Origin of the sequence: Thalassolituus alkanivorans (assembly GCF_020447205.1) — a bacterium.
GTDB lineage: Bacteria > Pseudomonadota > Gammaproteobacteria > Pseudomonadales > Oceanobacteraceae > Venatoribacter > Venatoribacter alkanivorans.
The window spans coordinates 307,798-323,505 of the sequence record NZ_JAJAEL010000006.1; the positions used below are offsets into that span (position 1 = coordinate 307,798).

At 51.8% G+C, this 15,708-nt stretch carries 15 protein-coding genes and 1 tRNA gene; 4 read left to right on the top strand and 12 right to left on the bottom strand.

Translation table 11 applies throughout. The features are described 5' to 3' along the window. Positions 1-22: 22 nt before the first annotated feature. From nusA to rlmE, 9 genes are all read right to left on the bottom strand, one after another. The gene (gene nusA / locus LGT44_RS03290) at positions 23-1,519 is read right to left on the bottom strand and encodes a transcription termination factor NusA (protein ID WP_145466101.1); all 1,497 of its coding nucleotides are present in this window, start codon (positions 1,517-1,519) and stop codon (positions 23-25) included. Between the two features lie 22 nt (positions 1,520-1,541). Next, the gene (gene rimP, locus LGT44_RS03295) at positions 1,542-2,000 is read right to left on the bottom strand and encodes a ribosome maturation factor RimP (protein WP_145466102.1); all 459 of its coding nucleotides are present in this window, start codon (positions 1,998-2,000) and stop codon (positions 1,542-1,544) included. Between the two features lie 256 nt (positions 2,001-2,256). After that, positions 2,257-2,342, bottom strand: a tRNA-Leu gene (locus LGT44_RS03300). 17 nt (positions 2,343-2,359) lie between these two features. Beyond that, the gene (gene secG / locus LGT44_RS03305; RefSeq protein ID WP_145466104.1) at positions 2,360-2,749 is read right to left on the bottom strand and encodes a preprotein translocase subunit SecG; all 390 of its coding nucleotides are present in this window, start codon (positions 2,747-2,749) and stop codon (positions 2,360-2,362) included. Positions 2,750-2,757: 8 nt separating this feature from the next. Further along, on the bottom strand, positions 2,758-3,498 hold the full coding sequence (gene tpiA / locus LGT44_RS03310; protein WP_230331221.1) for a triose-phosphate isomerase: 741 nt from the start codon (positions 3,496-3,498) through the stop codon (positions 2,758-2,760). A gap of 90 nt (positions 3,499-3,588) precedes the next feature. Next, positions 3,589-4,923: a phosphoglucosamine mutase gene (gene glmM / locus LGT44_RS03315; protein ID WP_230331222.1), complete on the bottom strand. Its 1,335-nt coding sequence runs from the start codon at positions 4,921-4,923 to the stop codon at positions 3,589-3,591. Further along, positions 4,916-5,758 carry a dihydropteroate synthase gene (gene folP, locus LGT44_RS03320; RefSeq protein ID WP_230331223.1) on the bottom strand — a complete coding sequence of 281 codons (843 nt, stop codon included), beginning with the start codon at positions 5,756-5,758 and terminating at the stop codon, positions 4,916-4,918. Before folP ends, glmM begins: the two co-directional genes overlap by 8 nt. A gap of 86 nt (positions 5,759-5,844) precedes the next feature. Further along, positions 5,845-7,767 carry an ATP-dependent zinc metalloprotease FtsH gene (gene ftsH, locus LGT44_RS03325; RefSeq protein ID WP_230331224.1) on the bottom strand — a complete coding sequence of 641 codons (1,923 nt, stop codon included), beginning with the start codon at positions 7,765-7,767 and terminating at the stop codon, positions 5,845-5,847. Between the two features lie 82 nt (positions 7,768-7,849). Further along, positions 7,850-8,470 (bottom strand): 23S rRNA (uridine(2552)-2'-O)-methyltransferase RlmE, encoded by a 621-nt coding sequence (rlmE, locus tag LGT44_RS03330; RefSeq protein WP_230331225.1) that lies wholly within the window; start codon positions 8,468-8,470, stop codon positions 7,850-7,852. A 137-nt stretch (positions 8,471-8,607) separates the two neighbouring features. Between rlmE and LGT44_RS03335 the strand changes: the two genes are divergently transcribed. Next, the gene (locus tag LGT44_RS03335; protein WP_145466115.1) at positions 8,608-8,910 is read left to right on the top strand and encodes a YhbY family RNA-binding protein; all 303 of its coding nucleotides are present in this window, start codon (positions 8,608-8,610) and stop codon (positions 8,908-8,910) included. A 5-nt stretch (positions 8,911-8,915) separates the two neighbouring features. Here LGT44_RS03335 and LGT44_RS03340 read toward each other — a convergent pair whose 3' ends face one another. Continuing rightward, complete coding sequence (locus LGT44_RS03340; protein ID WP_230331226.1) at positions 8,916-9,302, bottom strand: hypothetical protein; 387 nt, start codon at positions 9,300-9,302, stop codon at positions 8,916-8,918. A gap of 162 nt (positions 9,303-9,464) precedes the next feature. On the opposite strand from LGT44_RS03340, the gene LGT44_RS03345 reads away from it, so the two are divergent. The 3 genes from LGT44_RS03345 (at position 9,465) to LGT44_RS03355 (ending at position 11,909) form a co-directional block, all read left to right on the top strand. After that, on the top strand, positions 9,465-10,583 hold the full coding sequence (locus LGT44_RS03345; protein ID WP_145466119.1) for a beta-ketoacyl-ACP synthase III: 1,119 nt from the start codon (positions 9,465-9,467) through the stop codon (positions 10,581-10,583). A gap of 155 nt (positions 10,584-10,738) precedes the next feature. Then, positions 10,739-11,254 carry a 3-hydroxyacyl-[acyl-carrier-protein] dehydratase FabA gene (gene fabA, locus LGT44_RS03350; RefSeq protein ID WP_145466121.1) on the top strand — a complete coding sequence of 172 codons (516 nt, stop codon included), beginning with the start codon at positions 10,739-10,741 and terminating at the stop codon, positions 11,252-11,254. A 133-nt stretch (positions 11,255-11,387) separates the two neighbouring features. Next, positions 11,388-11,909 carry an acyl-CoA thioesterase gene (locus LGT44_RS03355; RefSeq protein ID WP_145466123.1) on the top strand — a complete coding sequence of 174 codons (522 nt, stop codon included), beginning with the start codon at positions 11,388-11,390 and terminating at the stop codon, positions 11,907-11,909. Between the two features lie 67 nt (positions 11,910-11,976). Here LGT44_RS03355 and greA read toward each other — a convergent pair whose 3' ends face one another. Continuing rightward, complete coding sequence (greA, locus tag LGT44_RS03360; RefSeq protein ID WP_222428427.1) at positions 11,977-12,453, bottom strand: transcription elongation factor GreA; 477 nt, start codon at positions 12,451-12,453, stop codon at positions 11,977-11,979. A 30-nt stretch (positions 12,454-12,483) separates the two neighbouring features. Next, positions 12,484-15,699 carry a carbamoyl-phosphate synthase large subunit gene (carB, locus tag LGT44_RS03365; RefSeq protein ID WP_145466125.1) on the bottom strand — a complete coding sequence of 1,072 codons (3,216 nt, stop codon included), beginning with the start codon at positions 15,697-15,699 and terminating at the stop codon, positions 12,484-12,486. Positions 15,700-15,708 lie beyond the last annotated feature (9 nt).

Genomic DNA, 15,708 nt, shown 5'->3' on the forward strand with positions numbered 1-15,708 from the left:
TTTCTCCTATGCCGAGCAGTGGTTAGTCGTTGCCCTCAAACCAGGGCTTGCGTGCGGTCATAATCAATTCCGCCGCTTTTTCTTCAGTCATCTGTTCAATGTCCAACAGGTCATCGATGGATTGCTCGGCCAGATCTTCCATCGTACAAATGCCTTTACTTGCCAGAACCAGTGCCAGGTGTTTCTCCATTCCTTCCATGTTCAGCAGATCGTCCGCCGGCTGGGAATTTTCCAGTTTTTCTTCGGAAGCAATGGCCTGAGTCAGCAGTACGTCTTTCGCGCGGTTGCGCAGTTCGGTAACCACTTCTTCATCCAGACCGTCGATGCTCAGCATCTCTTCCATTGGCACGTAAGCCACTTCTTCCAGCGTGGTGAAACCTTCTTCAACCAGCAGGGTGGCGAAGTCTTCGTCCAGATCGAGGGATTTCATAAATCCTTCGATAAAGCCGGAGGCTTCTTCATTCTGTTTCTCGGATGCTTCTTCTTCGGTCATCACGTTGATTTCCCAGCCGGTAAGCTCGGAAGCCAGACGTACGTTCTGACCGCCACGACCAATGGCCTGGGCCAGATTGTCGGAGGCAACAGCAACATCCATAGTGTTGGTTTCTTCATCCATAATGATCGACGCGACATCAGCCGGAGCCATGGCGTTAATCACCAGCTGTGCCGGATTGTCATCCCACAGCACGATGTCGATACGCTCGTTTCCACCCAGTTCGTTAGTCACTGCCTGAACACGCGCACCGCGCATACCCACACAAGCACCAACCGGGTCGATACGTTTGTCGTTGGTTTTTACCGCAATTTTTGCACGGGAACCCGGATCACGGGCCGCGCCTTTAATTTCGATAACTTCTTCGGCAATTTCCGGTACTTCAATGCGGAACAGTTCGATCAGCATTTCCGGAATGGTGCGGCTCAGCATCAGCTGCGGACCACGGTTTTCCGGACGTACGGCATGCAGGATGGCACGCACACGATCACCCATACGCATAATTTCGCGACCAATCAGCTGATCTTTCGGCAGCAGACCTTCAGCGTTATTACCCAGATCGACGATAACGTTATCGCGTGTCACTTTTTTAACAGTACCGTTAATCAGTTCACCAACGCGGTGCTGGTACTGATCAACAATCTGCGCACGTTCTGCTTCGCGGACTTTCTGTACGATAATCTGCTTCGCAGCCTGAGCGGCGATACGGCCGAAGTCAGGGTTGTCGATTTCGATTTCGTAAGTGTCGCCAGGTTGCAGATTGGTATCGATTTCGTGGGCTTCCTGCAGGGTCAGCTCATCGCCCAGCCCCGGAACCACATCATTGCTGACCACCAACCAACTGCGGAAGGTTTGGTAATCACCGGTTTTACGGTCAATATCCACACGGATAGTGGCTTCTTCATCTTCGTAGCGCTTCTTGGCGGCCGCTGCCAGGGCTGACTCAATTGCTTCAAAAATAATTTCTTTTGAAACGCCCTTTTCGTTGGATACCGCTTCCGCGACCAGGAGAATTTCTTTGCTCATCTTCTAGCCTCGCTCTGCAACCTTAGTCCTTGAATTGTGGAACAACATTGGCTTTATCAATCAGTTCAATCGGCAGTAAATATTCGTGATCGTCAACGACGAGTACGACATCTTGCTGCTCGACACCAATTAATTGGCCTTTGTATTTTCGGCGCCCTTCAAAGGGCATACGCAGACGCACATCAATAATGTGGCCGGCATATTGTTGGAATTGTTCGAGTGTGAATAGCGGACGATCCATCCCCGGGGACGAAACTTCCAGCGTGTAATCCTGCGCGATCGGATCTTCTACATCGAGTACGGCGCCCAGCTGTCGGCTGACTTCCGCACAATGGTCGACAAGAATGCCATCGGCATGGTCGATGAAAACACGCAACAGGGAATGACGTCCCTGGGAAATAAACTCCAGCCCCCAATAGGTAAACCCCATGGATTCCACTACCGGTGCCAACAGCTCTGCTAATTGCGTATCTTTTGCCAAAAACTACCCCCACCACAAACAAAAACTGGGCAACGTTGTGCCCAGTCCGCTACTGCTTTATGCAGACCGGAATCCACGTTTACCGCAGATTCCTGTGAGACTCACACATGGCATTGCCGGCGTGAATCGCTTCTGAAAAGCAACTACTAAAAAGCCCCTGACTCGAGGGGCTTTTTAGTAGTGCTCTCTAAAAGCACGCGCATTATAGGCGCTTTAAACAGAAAAAGCGAACCATGTTCGCTTTCCCGGAATAAATTGGTGCGGATGGCGAGACTCGAACTCGCACGAGCTAGGCTCACCACCCCCTCAAGATGGCGTGTCTACCAATTCCACCACATCCGCACTAAAACTGATTTACCTTAATTGCCAGTGGTTTCCACGGCAGGTTCATCAGAGGTTGATGCATCCAGTTCAGGAGCATCAGAGGAAGGCGCGTATTCTTCCACAAGTGGGGTATCTTTCTCAAGCTTTTCAATCACTTCCTGACTAGGAATTCCTAAATCAGTGAAACCTTCAGCTTTTTGCTTGGCATAAATACCCAGACCAAGACTGGTTACGAAGAATAATGTCGCCAGAATTGCGGTGGTACGACTGAGGAAGTTACCTGAGCCACTGCTGCCAAAGACAGTCTGGGAAGCACCGCTACCGAATGATGCGCCGGCGTCGGCACCTTTACCCTGCTGCAGCATCACAAAACCAATGATGCCAAGAGCCAGCACGATATGAACGATCAGAATAATGGATTCCATAATTTACCTTATGCCCGACAAATACCCAGAAATTCAGTGGCGTCGAGCGATGCACCGCCGACCAGACCACCATCAATATCAGGCTGCGAAAAAAGCTCCGCAGCATTAGCAGCTTTTACGCTGCCGCCATACAAAATTCGTGTCGCCTGTGCGACGTCCGCACCCAGCACCTGCAGCTGCGAACGGATAAACGCATGAATCGCCTGCGCCTGTTCCGGCGTAGCGGTTTCACCCGTACCGATGGCCCACACCGGCTCATAGGCAAGAATAATACGTTGCCACTGAGCAGCATTCAGTTGCTCCAGTAACAGCTTCAGCTGCTGAGCTACCACTGCCTCGGCCTGACCCGCCTGACGCTCAGCCAGCGTTTCACCGACACAGACAACTGCCGTCATGCTGTTATCCAGCAGTTGCCGGGTTTTGGCCAGCACGGTGTCGTCAGTCTCACCATATAAAGTGCGGCGCTCTGAGTGACCGACCAGCGCCATGGCGCAGCCTACATCGGCCAGCATCGGCGCGGAAACTTCGCCGGTAAAAGCACCGGACTCTTCAGCTGCACAGTTCTGCGCACCCAAAGCGATGTCGCTGCCTGACAACAGTTCGCCAGCCTGTGTCAGATAAGGAAACGGCGGAAATACCGCAACATCACACTGGTCAATCTGAGCGGCGCGGAGTTCCGACAACAGACTCTGGGTCATCGCCACAGAGGCATTCATCTTCCAGTTTCCGGCAACCAACAAACGACGCATGACGTCTCCCTAAATTCAAAGAGCGCAGATACTATCTAAGAAGCCCCGGCGAGACAAGCAACAGCACGCCTGCCGGGCAATTCAACAGACTTATGCCAGGGCCTGTTCAACCACTGCAGCCAATTCTTCAGCCAGTGTCTGTACCAGTACCGCGTCTTCGCCTTCGACCATTACCCGCACCACTGGCTCAGTGCCCGACGGACGCAGCAGGACACGACCGCGACTGGCGAGCTTTTCTTCGGTAGCAGCAATAGCCTGAATAATTTCCGGCAAACTCATGACATCAGCCTGACGGCTGCGTTGTACATTAATCATTACCTGCGGCATTTTACTCATGCGTTTCTGCCATTCATGCAGAGAGGTGCCACTGTCTTTCAATGCCTGCAGTACCTGCAGTGCAGCAACAATACCGTCACCGGTCGTGTTGGCATCCAGACACAGCAGATGGCCGGATGATTCGCCACCGAAGCGCCAGCCGTTTTCGTTCAGCATCTGCATCACATAACGGTCACCGACTTTGGCACGCAGAAAATCCACCCCCAGATCTTTCAGCCCAAGCTCCAGCCCCAGGTTGCTCATCAGCGTACCAACCACTCCACCATTCAGACGGCCCTGATTTTTGGCGTGGGTCGCGATAATAAACAGCAGCTGATCACCATCAACCAGTTCACCACGGTGATCCACCATCATCACCCGGTCACCATCGCCATCAAAGGCAATACCAAGATCCGCCTGTTCCTGCAGCACCCGCGCCTGCAAAGCCTCAGGCTCGGTAGAACCGACTCCTTCGTTAATATTCAGGCCATCCGGCTGGGCGCCAATGGTAATAACCGTCGCGCCCAGCTCAGCAAATACCGCGGGCGCAATCTGGTAGGTCGCACCATGAGCGCAATCAAGTACGATTTTCAGACCACGCAGATTCAGTGAGCTGACCGTGCCTTTGCAGAATTCAATATAACGGCCGGCGGCATCATTAATACGCACAGCTTTACCCAGCTGCGCAGATTCGACACAGCTCATGGGTTTATCCAGCCAGGATTCAATTGCCAGCTCGGTTTCATCCGGCAGTTTTTCGCCATTGCCGGAAAAGAATTTAATGCCGTTATCGTAATACGGATTATGCGAGGCGCTGATAACAATCCCCGCCTGAGCGCGGAATGTCCGGGTCAGATAAGCAATACCCGGCGTAGGGATAGGCCCCAGCAGACCAATATCAACACCCGCCGAAGACAAACCGGCCTCCAGTGCGGACTCAAACATATAGCCTGAAATACGGGTGTCTTTACCAATTAAAATACGGCTTTTCCCCTGCTGAGCAAAAACCTTCCCGGCCGCCCAGCCTAATTTCATAACAAACTCCGGGGTAATAGGGTATGCACCCACCCGACCACGGACACCATCAGTGCCGAAATATTTTCTAGGCATGCCCTTCCCTCTGTGTGGCAATCACTACACGCAATGCTTCTGTTGTTTGTTTTACGTCGTGTACGCGGAGTATTTTCGCACCTTTTAAAGCACAGATCACGGCACCGCTCACGCTTCCTGCAATCCGTTCGTCCGCAACCGAATTTCCCGTTGCTTCACCAATCATACGTTTACGCGACAATCCGGTCAGCAGAGGCAGTTCCAGCTCATGCAAGCGCTCCAGCCGGTTCAATAGCCGGAAGTTATGCTCAAAAGTTTTGCCAAAACCAAAGCCCGGGTCCAGCAGCAATTTCTCCCAACCAATGCCTGCAGCCTCACAAGCCGCAATACGCTGAGCCAGATACTCAACCACTGTATCCTCAATCGGACGATCATAATGCGGGGCTGCCTGCATCACCTGTGGCTCACCATTCATATGCATCAGACATACAGGCAAACCAGAAGCCGCTGCAGCCGCCAACGCTCCGGGCCTTGTCAGTGCACGCACATCATTAACCAGATGAGCACCTGCCTGAGCACTGGCACGAATAACTTCCGCGTTGCTGGTATCAACGGAAACCGCCACATCCAGACGCTGCACGATGGCTTCAATCACCGGAACAACCCGCTCAAGCTCCTCAGCTTCGCTCACCGGCGCAGCACCCGGACGGGTCGACTCACCACCGACATCAACCAAGGCTGCACCTTCATTCAGCATCTGCTCGGCATGACGCAATGCATTATCCAGCACAGTAAAACGGCCACCGTCGGAGAACGAGTCAGGAGTAACATTAAGAATCCCCATCACCCGGGGAACAGAAAGATCAAGCTGGCGATTACCGCAAACAAATTTCACGCAGAGATCCTGTAGACAAATGGAAATACGAACAGAAACAAAAAGGCGGCTTGCGCCGCCTTTTTGTTATGCATAAGCCAAGCGAATCAGTTGCGCTCGCCGGCCGGATCACCCGCCGCATCATCATCGGCATCGCGGGCCATATCGCGGCTTTCTTCTGCCGGTGCCGCAGGGCCAGAGCCATTATCACCCCAGGACTTTGGCGGACGTGGCTTTTTACCAGCCATAATATCGTCGATCTGATCCGCATCAATGGTTTCATATTCCATCAGCGCGTCTTTCATCAGTTCGAGTTTATCGCGGTTTTCTTCCAGAATTTTCGCCGCACGCTGATAACAGCTATCCAGCAAGCCCTTTACCTCGGCATCAATAACACGTGCAGTGTCATCCGACAGATGCGACATCTGACCGCCACCGGAAGAACCCAGATAACCATTCTGCTCCTCTTCGGTATATAACTGCGCGCCCAGTTTTTCCGATAAGCCCCACTTGGTGACATAGTTACGGGCATATTTGGTCGCACGCTCAATATCGTTGGAAGCACCGGTTGTCACACCGTCTTTACCCAGCGTCATTTCTTCAGCAATACGGCCACCATAGAGCGAGCAGATATTGCTTTCGATGCCGCGCTTACTGATGGAATGACGATCTTCTTCCGGCAGGAACATGGTGACACCCAACGCACGGCCACGGGGAATGATCGATACCTTGTAAACCGGATCATGCTCCGGCACCAGACGACCAACAATGGCATGACCCGCTTCGTGATAAGCCGTGTTGGTCTTTTCTTTTTCAGACATCACCATGGTCTTACGTTCGGCGCCCATCAGGATCTTATCCTTGGCTTTCTCAAACTCTTCCATAGTAACCAGATTACGGTTTGAACGTGCCGCAAAGAGTGCTGCTTCGTTTACCAGGTTAGCCAGATCAGCACCGGAAAATCCCGGTGTGCCACGGGCAATAATGGAGGCATTCACATCATCAGCCAGCGGCACTTTACGCATATGCACATTCAGAATCTGCTCACGGCCGCGGATATCCGGCAAGCCAACAACAACCTGACGGTCAAAACGACCAGGACGCAGTAACGCCGGGTCCAGTACATCCGGACGGTTGGTTGCAGCAATAACAATGATGCCATCGTTAACTTCAAAGCCGTCCATCTCAACCAGCAACTGGTTCAGGGTCTGTTCGCGCTCATCATTACCACCGCCGATACCTACACCACGGGAACGGCCAACCGCATCAATCTCGTCAATGAAGATGATACAAGGCGCCTGCTTCTTCGCCTGATCAAACATGTCACGTACACGTGATGCACCAACACCGACAAACATCTCAACGAAGTCGGAACCGGATATGGAGAAGAAAGGCACACGCGCCTCACCGGCAATGGCTTTTGCCAGCAGGGTTTTACCGGTACCTGGCTGACCAACCATCAGTACGCCACGTGGAATTTTACCGCCCAGACGCTGGTATTTGCCCGGGTCACGTAAGAACTCAACCAGTTCTTTTACATCTTCTTTAGCTTCATCACAGCCGGCGACGTCTTCAAACGTGGTTTTGATCTGATCTTCGCTGAGCAACTTGGCTTTGCTTTTACCAAAAGCCATCGGGCCGCCTTTACCGCCGCCACCGCCCTGCATCTGGCGCATAAACAGCATAAACACCGCGATAATGATCAGAATCGGCAATGACGCCAGCAACAACTGCGTGAAGAAACCCTGTTTCTCAGGTTTTTCACCCAACACCTGAACGTGGTTATTCAGCAGGGTATCCATCAGCTTGTCATCATAGACAGGCAGAATGGTTTCAAAAGCTTCGCCACCGCTGTTAACACCGGAAATGGTCTGACCAGAGATGGTAACTTTCTCCACCTGCCCGCTTTCCACGGCAGTAATGAACTCAGAGTAGGAATACTCCTTACCCCGGCCCACACTCTGGAAATTGTTGAACACCATCATCAGAACGGCTGCAATCACCGCCCATAATATGAAATTCTTCGCCATACCCGGCACCACCTCATTGGCTGCGGAGTCGGGCCATATCCCGACTTCCCTTCTTTTAACTGTCTAGCTTAGCAAGCAATGGCTAAGCGCGGAAACCTTTCCCAACGACGTAAACCTCACGTGAGCGCGGACGCGACGCCTTGGGCTTACGAATCAAAACTTTTGTAAAGGATTGTCTTACATCCTTTACGTACTCATCAAAACCATCACCCTGGAACACTTTGGCGACAAACTGACCGTTAGGGCGTAACACCTGTCGCGCCATATCCAGCGCCAGCTCTACCAAATACATGGAACCGGGCTGATCAATGGAGGCTACTCCACTCATATTGGGGGCCATATCGGAGATTACAAGGTCCACAGGGCGGCCATCGACAATTGCCATCAATTCGTTAAAAACGGCCTCTTCAGTGAAGTCACCCTGAATAAAGTCGACGTCAGCAATCGGATCCATCGGCAGAATATCGGAGGCAATGACAACGCCTTTGCCATTCAGCTTGCGCCCGACCACCTGTGACCAGCCACCCGGGGCCGACCCCAGGTCAATAATGGTCATACCGGGCTTTATGAGCTGGTCTTTTTCATCAAGTTCAATCAGCTTGTAACTGGCACGCGTGCGGTAGCCATCCTGTTGTGCTTTCTGCACATAAATGTCATCAACATGCTCTTTCAGCCAATCGGCACTGGTTTTTGAACGCGCCATGCAGGTACTTGCTCCAAGGTCAGGTATACTAGGGTCTGTTTAACTCGTGGAAACAAGCCCAAGGGTCTACGCCGTATAAAACGGTAAGTTTACCACCGAACCACTTTACTACCGAACTACAGAGCTTCCGAACCTATATGGCATTATCAAACGAACAGAAAAAGGCCTATCGTGCCATCGGCCACACACTGAATCCGATTGTCACCGTTGCCGCCAATGGCCTGACCGAAGGCGTTATTGACGAGCTGAACCGCGCCCTGAACGATCACGAACTGATCAAAATCAAAGTGTCGGTCGGTGACCGCGATGTAAAAAAAGAAGTTCTGGCCGAAATTCTGCGCATCACCGGTGCAGAAATGCCGCAACAGATAGGTAACACCGCGTTGTTACTACGTCGCAACCCCAAAGCGAATCCAAAGCTGTCCAACCTGAAGCGCTGATCGTTTTATCGTTCCGCCGGCGTAACATCCCGGCGGATAACCGTTAGCGGCGCAATCAGCAGCCAGACCAATCCTAAAAGTGATATGGCATGTACCAGTATCATTTGCAGCTTCCACCATGGCATAAATGCGAAATACACCAGTGACAGAAACGTCATAATCAATACCAGCTGCACAGGTAACTGACGCCAGCTGAGAGCACGAAACAATAACCCCAACAACAGAATAAGCCCTCCGCTAACCGCGCCAACCCCTACCATCACATGCATAACATCCATACCGTGCTGCGGAAAAAAGCCGCGGTGTTCCAGCAATGGCCTGACCACATACGCACAAGCCCATAACCCACCCAACCAGAACGTGCGGAATAAAATCAGATAATGCCGGACCATGTTAATGACTCCGTCCGGATACTCCGGATAAGTGCAGAGGAAAGATAAATCCGTGGCCTGACTGCCCATATCAGACCTGTGTTAACAAGCTTACACCAAAGGGGAGTTGGAAGACCGGGCCGTTCCGGTGATAATAGCGAAAAAAGTAAGGTTTCAATGCTCATGTCCGATATCGTAATTTCCGGCTCCGGCCTGTTCATCCCGCCTTTTACCATCACCAACGATGAACTGGTAGAAGCCTACAATGCCTACGCAAACCGCTTTAACGAAGAGCACGCGGACGCCATTGCCAGCGGCGAAACTGAAGCACTGCCACTGTCCAGCAGCGAATTTATTGAGAAGGCTTCCGGTATCAAAGCACGCTACGCCATGTACAAAGATGGCATCGTCAACCCGGACATCATGCACCCTGTATTTCCGATGACACAGGAAGGCGCCACCCCGGAAATGGTTACCATGGGTGTTGCTGCTGCACGCGAAGCCATGGAACAGGCCGGTAAAACCGCTGATGACATTGATATGGTCATTGTATCCAGCACCTTCCGCCAGCGTGACTACCCGGGTATGTCGGTTGAAATTCAACGCGAACTGGGAATTAAAGGTTTTGCTTATGACATGGGCATTGCCTGCTCATCCGCAACCTTCGGTCTGATCAATGCTTACACCGCATTAAAAGCCGGCACCGCCAAATGTGTGTTATTTGTAAATCCGGAATTCACCACCCCGGGACTGGATTTCAAAGATCGCGACAGCCATTTTATTTTTGGCGACGTTGCTACCGCAGCGATTCTGGAGCCTGCCGAGACAGCAACGTCAGAACATACTTTCCGCATTCTGAGCACCAAACAATTTACCCAATACTCGGATAATATCCGTTGCGACGCCTCTTACGCCGATTATTGCTTTGAAAACGTGCCGGCCAACCGCTACGCCTTCAAACAACAGGGCCGCAAAGTATTCAAAGAACTGCTGCCTCTGGTCACTAATTTTATTGAAAATCTGCTGACCGAAAACCAACTGGAAGCTTCTTCACTGAAACGTATGTGGCTGCATCAGGCAAACGTTAATATGAACCTGTTTGCCGTTAAAAAACTCCTCGGCCGCCTGCCTGAAGGTAATGAAGCACCAGTGGTACTGGACGAATTTGCCAACACAGCGTCATCCGGCTCAGTGATCGCTTTCCACCGCTATAAAGATGATTTCAAGGCTGGCGATAAAGGCCTGATCTGTTCTTTTGGCGCCGGTTATTCCATCGGCAGTCTGCTGGTCGAAAAACTCTGATCAGAAACCGGTTTCCCGGCGCAACCTGCGCCGGAAATACTACCCATTAATTCCTTTTATTCAAAAAACCTTCATTGGCTATCATGCTGTAAATATGTCAGTGTACCGGCATACTTATAATGACCCTAAAGACCAAGACCAGAAGAGGAAACTGCATGACTCACCCAAACTCCTTTAACCGTGAACAACTGCTGGCCTGCGGCCACGGTGAACTGTTTGGTGAAGGCAATGCACGGCTGCCACTGCCTAACATGCTGATGATGGATCGCATCGCGCACATCAGCAGCGAAGGTGGCGCTTACGGTAAAGGCGAAATTATTGCCGAACTGGATATTGATCCATCGCTGTGGTTTTTTGACTGCCACTTTGAAACTGACCCGGTAATGCCTGGCTGTCTGGGCCTGGATGCCATGTGGCAGCTGGTTGGTTTCTTCCTTGGCTGGCGCGGTAACCCTGGCCGTGGCCGTGCATTGGGCTGTGGCGAAGTTAAATTCCGTGGTCAGGTATTACCAACCGCGAAAAAAGTGACTTACCGTATCGACATCAAGCGCGTTATGGAACAGAAACTGGTAATGGGTATTGCCGACGCATCCATGGAAGTTGATGGCCGTGAAATTTACACCGCCAAAGATCTGCGTGTAGGGCTTTTCACCTCCACCGAAAATTTCTGATTTTCTTCTCCCGTTCAAATAATTGGTGATCAGACTCTGTCATTGTTGACAGAGTCTGATCCTGAACATATTCCCCCGTTCTCTCTGCACCGATTTCCGTTAAACTGGCTTTATCATTCAGTGAGGAATCTTTGTGGGACAGATCATACAAACCGAGATGACCGTACTCGTCACTCCGGATATGGCTAACTTTTCCGGCAATATGCACGGCGGCGAATTACTCAAGCTGCTGGACAAGGTTGCCTACACCTGTGCCATGCGTTACAGCGGTCATTATGCTGTGACCCTCTCCGTTGATAACGTTCTGTTCAAACAACCCATTCTGATCGGCGAGCTCATCACCTGCCTTGCTACGGTAAATTATACCGGTCGCACCTCTATGGAAATCGGTATTAAAGTGGTCGCCGAAGATATTAAGCAACGCACCGTGCGCCATACTCATACCTGTTTTTTCACTATGGTTGCCATGGATGACAACAACAAACCAACCCCGGTACCGGAGCTGGAATTAAAAAACGAAGTTCAGATCCGCCGGTGGAACAAAGCACTGAAACGCCGAGAAGCGCAGAAGAAACTGCAGGCAATGATGCGTGCGATTGAGCGGGATGATGGCTCAGATGATTTTGACGATTTACCGCTGATCCCCTGCCCCTGATCAGCTACCAATAGGACATAAAAAAACCGCGCATTGCGCGGTTTTTTTATGGACTGAAAAGCAGAAATCAGGCGTGTCTTACTTCGTCAATTTCATACTCAACGGTACCGCTCGGAATCTGAACCGTAACCACATCCCCTTCTTCTTTACCGATCAGCGCACGCGCAATCGGTGAAGAAATAGAGATACGGTTAGCTTTAATATCCGCTTCGTCTTCACCAACAATGCGGTATTCCACTTCTGCATCAGTATCCACATTAATGATACGCACCGTAGTACCGAACAAAACCTTTCCGCTATGCGGAATGGTTTTAATATCGATAACCTGAGCATTAGACAGCTTACCTTCAATATCCTGAATACGGCCTTCAATAAAACCCTGCTGTTCGCGGGCGGCGTGGTATTCAGCGTTTTCTTTCAGGTCGCCGTGCTCACGCGCCTCTGCAATCGCCGCAATAACGCGCGGACGATCAACTGTTTTCAGGCGCTGAAGCTCTTCACGCAGTGAGGCTTCGCCTTCAACAGTCATTGGATACTTTTGCATATATTCTGACTCCCTAATTGAATGCGACCATTAAATGGTCGCATGCAGTTCCTGCAGACGACGAACTTCTTTCAGACCTTCTGAACGCAGCGCTTCAACCACCGCTTCAGCACCGGCCAGAGTCGTTGTGTAATACACCTTGTGCTGCAGCGCGCTGCGACGGATGTCGGCAGAATCTGCAATGGCCTGTGGGCCATCGGTGGTATTCACAATCAGAGAAATCTCGTCATTTTTAATCATATCCACAATATGTGGACGACCTTCGGTCACCTTGCTCACGCGTTCAACGGCTACACCAGCAGCCTGCAGCACTTTGCAGGTACCTTCGGTAGAGACCAGTTTAAAGCCGCGCTCGATCAGACCTTCAGCAACGGCAACCACACCGGCTTTATCGGCATCACGTACCGATACAAAAGCCACACCGCTGTCCGGCAGTTTGGCACCGGCACCCAGCTGTGCCTTAAAGAAGGCTTCGCCGAAGGTTTTACCGGCACCCATTACTTCACCGGTGGATTTCATTTCCGGCCCAAGAATCGGGTCAACACCCTGGAATTTATTGAACGGGAATACCGCTTCTTTTACCGAGAAATACGGTGGAATAATTTCCTTGGTAAAGCCCAGTTCAGACAGTTTCTTGCCGGTCATAACTTTGGCCGCAACCGCCGCCAGAGAGGTACCAATACACTTGGACACAAACGGCACGGTACGGGAAGCACGTGGGTTAACTTCGATCACGTAGATCTCGCCATCCTGCCATGCCAGCTGCGTATTCATCAGGCCAACAACGCCCAGCTCCAGTGCCATCGCTGCAACCTGCTTGCGCATTTCATCCTGCACATCAGCCGGCAGACTGTATGGCGGCAGAGAACAGGCGGAGTCACCGGAGTGGATACCGGCCTGCTCGATGTGCTGCATGATACCGCCGATAACAACCTGCTCACCGTCACAGATCGCGTCGATATCGACTTCTACTGCACGATCCAGGAAGTAATCCAGCAGTACCGGAGAATCGTTGGATACTTTTACCGCTTCAGTCATGTAACGACGCAGCGAGGCTTCATTGTTGACGATTTCCATCGCCCGGCCACCCAGAACATAAGATGGACGAACCACCAGCGGGTAACCGATTTCTGCAGCTTTAATTACCGCTTCTTCAGCCGAAGTAACAGTGGCGTTAACCGGCTGCTTCAGACCCAGACGCTGAATCATCTGCTGGAAACGCTCACGGTCTTCAGCACGGTCGATCGCTTCCGGAGAAGTACCGATGATCGGCACACCTGCGGCTTCCAGCTCGTCGGCCAGTTTCAGCGGAGTCTGACCACCGTACTGTACGATCACGCCTTTTGGCTTTTCACGATCGACGATTTCCAGTACGTCTTCCAGAGTCACAGGCTCAAAGTACAGACGGTCGGATGTGTCATAGTCGGTGGAAACGGTTTCAGGGTTACAGTTAACCATGATGGCTTCGTAACCTTCTTCTTTCGCTGCCAGTGCGGCGTGCACACAGCAGTAATCGAATTCGATACCCTGACCAATACGGTTCGGGCCACCACCGAGAACGATGATCTTCTCGCGATCAGACGGATTCGCTTCACACTCTTCTTCGTACGTGGAATACATATAAGCCGTGTCGGTGGCGAATTCAGCCGCACAGGTATCCACACGCTTGTACACCGGACGGATGCCCAGTTTCTGGCGCTGTTTGCGGAAGGTTTTTTCGGTCACGCCCAGCAGTGCTGACAGGCGCGCATCGGAGAAACCTTTACGCTTCAGACGGAAGATACGATCAGCATCCATTGACGTCAGACTGCTCTGCGCAACATTGCCTTCTTCTTTGATCAGATCTTCAATCTGCACCAGGAACCACGGATCAATACCGGAGTGCTGATAGATTTCGTCAACGCTCATACCGGCACGGAAGGCATCGCCCACGTACCAGATACGGTCGGCGCCAGGCACGCGCAGTTCAGAGATAATTTTGTCTTTGCTGCCGGCATCGTTCAGATCCACTTTCGGATCAAAACCGGTAGAACCGACTTCCAGGCCGCGCAGTGCTTTCTGCAGAGATTCCTGCTGAGTACGGCCAATCGCCATTACCTCACCGACAGATTTCATCTGCGTGGTCAGACGACCATCGGCTTGTGGGAATTTTTCGAAGGTGAAACGCGGAATTTTGGTAACCACGTAGTCGATCGACGGCTCAAACGATGCCGGCGTGCGACCACCGGTAATATCGTTCTGCAGTTCATCCAGGGTGTAACCCACAGCCAGTTTGGCCGCCACTTTAGCAATCGGGAAACCGGTTGCTTTGGAAGCCAGTGCCGAAGAACGGGATACACGCGGGTTCATCTCGATCACGACCATACGGCCGGTTTTCGGATCCATACCGAACTGCACGTTGGAGCCACCGGTTTCCACACCGATTTCACGCAGTACCGCCAGAGAGGCGTCACGCATGATCTGATATTCTTTATCGGTCAGGGTCTGTGCCGGAGCAACGGTGATGGAGTCACCGGTGTGCACACCCATGGCGTCAAAGTTTTCGATGGAACAGATGATGATGCAGTTGTCGTTTTTATCACGCACAACTTCCATCTCATATTCTTTCCAGCCGATCAGGGATTCGTCGATCAGCAGCTCGTTGGTTGGCGACAGGTCCAGACCACGAGTACAGATTTCTTCGAATTCTTCTTTGTTGTAAGCAATACCGCCACCGGTGCCGCCCATGGTAAAGGACGGACGGATGATGCACGGGAAGCCCAGAGTTTTCTGTACTTCGCGGGCTTCTTCCATACTGTGCGCAATACCGGCGCGCGGACACTCAAGACCGATCTTTTTCATCGCCTTATCAAAGCGGTTACGGTCTTCAGCTTTGTCGATGGTGTCGGCGTTTGCACCGATCATTTCCACGCCGAATTTTTCCAGTACACCAGCCGCTTCCAGACCCAGCGCACAGTTCAGTGCGGTCTGGCCACCCATGGTTGGCAGCAGTGCATCCGGACGCTCTTTCTCGATGATTTTGGCAACCGCTTCAACGGTAATCGGCTCGATATAGGTTGCATCCGCCATCGACGGATCGGTCATGATGGTCGCCGGGTTAGAGTTCACCAGAATTACACGGTAGCCCTCTTCACGCAGAGCCTTACAGGCCTGAGCGCCGGAGTAGTCAAATTCACAGGCCTGGCCGATAACGATAGGGCCGGCGCCAATGATCAAAATACTTTTTATGTCAGTACGTTTTGGCATAACTCAGTC

Excerpts from the sequence above, each read along its gene's own strand:
- greA (WP_222428427.1), bottom strand. The coding sequence starts at position 12,453 with ATGCAAAAGTATCCAATGACTGTTGAAGGCGAAGCCTCACTGCGTGAA.
- LGT44_RS03335 (WP_145466115.1), top strand. The coding sequence starts at position 8,608 with ATGGCATTATCAAACGAACAGAAAAAGGCCTATCGTGCCATCGGCCAC.
- LGT44_RS03345 (WP_145466119.1), top strand. The coding sequence starts at position 9,465 with ATGTCCGATATCGTAATTTCCGGCTCCGGCCTGTTCATCCCGCCTTTT.
- rlmE (WP_230331225.1), bottom strand. The coding sequence starts at position 8,470 with ATGGCGCGTTCAAAAACCAGTGCCGATTGGCTGAAAGAGCATGTTGAT.
- LGT44_RS03340 (WP_230331226.1), bottom strand. The coding sequence starts at position 9,302 with ATGGTCCGGCATTATCTGATTTTATTCCGCACGTTCTGGTTGGGTGGG.
- fabA (WP_145466121.1), top strand. The coding sequence starts at position 10,739 with ATGACTCACCCAAACTCCTTTAACCGTGAACAACTGCTGGCCTGCGGC.
- secG (WP_145466104.1), bottom strand. The coding sequence starts at position 2,749 with ATGGAATCCATTATTCTGATCGTTCATATCGTGCTGGCTCTTGGCATC.
- nusA (WP_145466101.1), bottom strand. The coding sequence starts at position 1,519 with ATGAGCAAAGAAATTCTCCTGGTCGCGGAAGCGGTATCCAACGAAAAG.
- glmM (WP_230331222.1), bottom strand. The coding sequence starts at position 4,923 with ATGCCTAGAAAATATTTCGGCACTGATGGTGTCCGTGGTCGGGTGGGT.
- ftsH (WP_230331224.1), bottom strand. The coding sequence starts at position 7,767 with ATGGCGAAGAATTTCATATTATGGGCGGTGATTGCAGCCGTTCTGATG.
- carB (WP_145466125.1), bottom strand. The coding sequence starts at position 15,699 with ATGCCAAAACGTACTGACATAAAAAGTATTTTGATCATTGGCGCCGGC.
- tpiA (WP_230331221.1), bottom strand. The coding sequence starts at position 3,498 with ATGCGTCGTTTGTTGGTTGCCGGAAACTGGAAGATGAATGCCTCTGTG.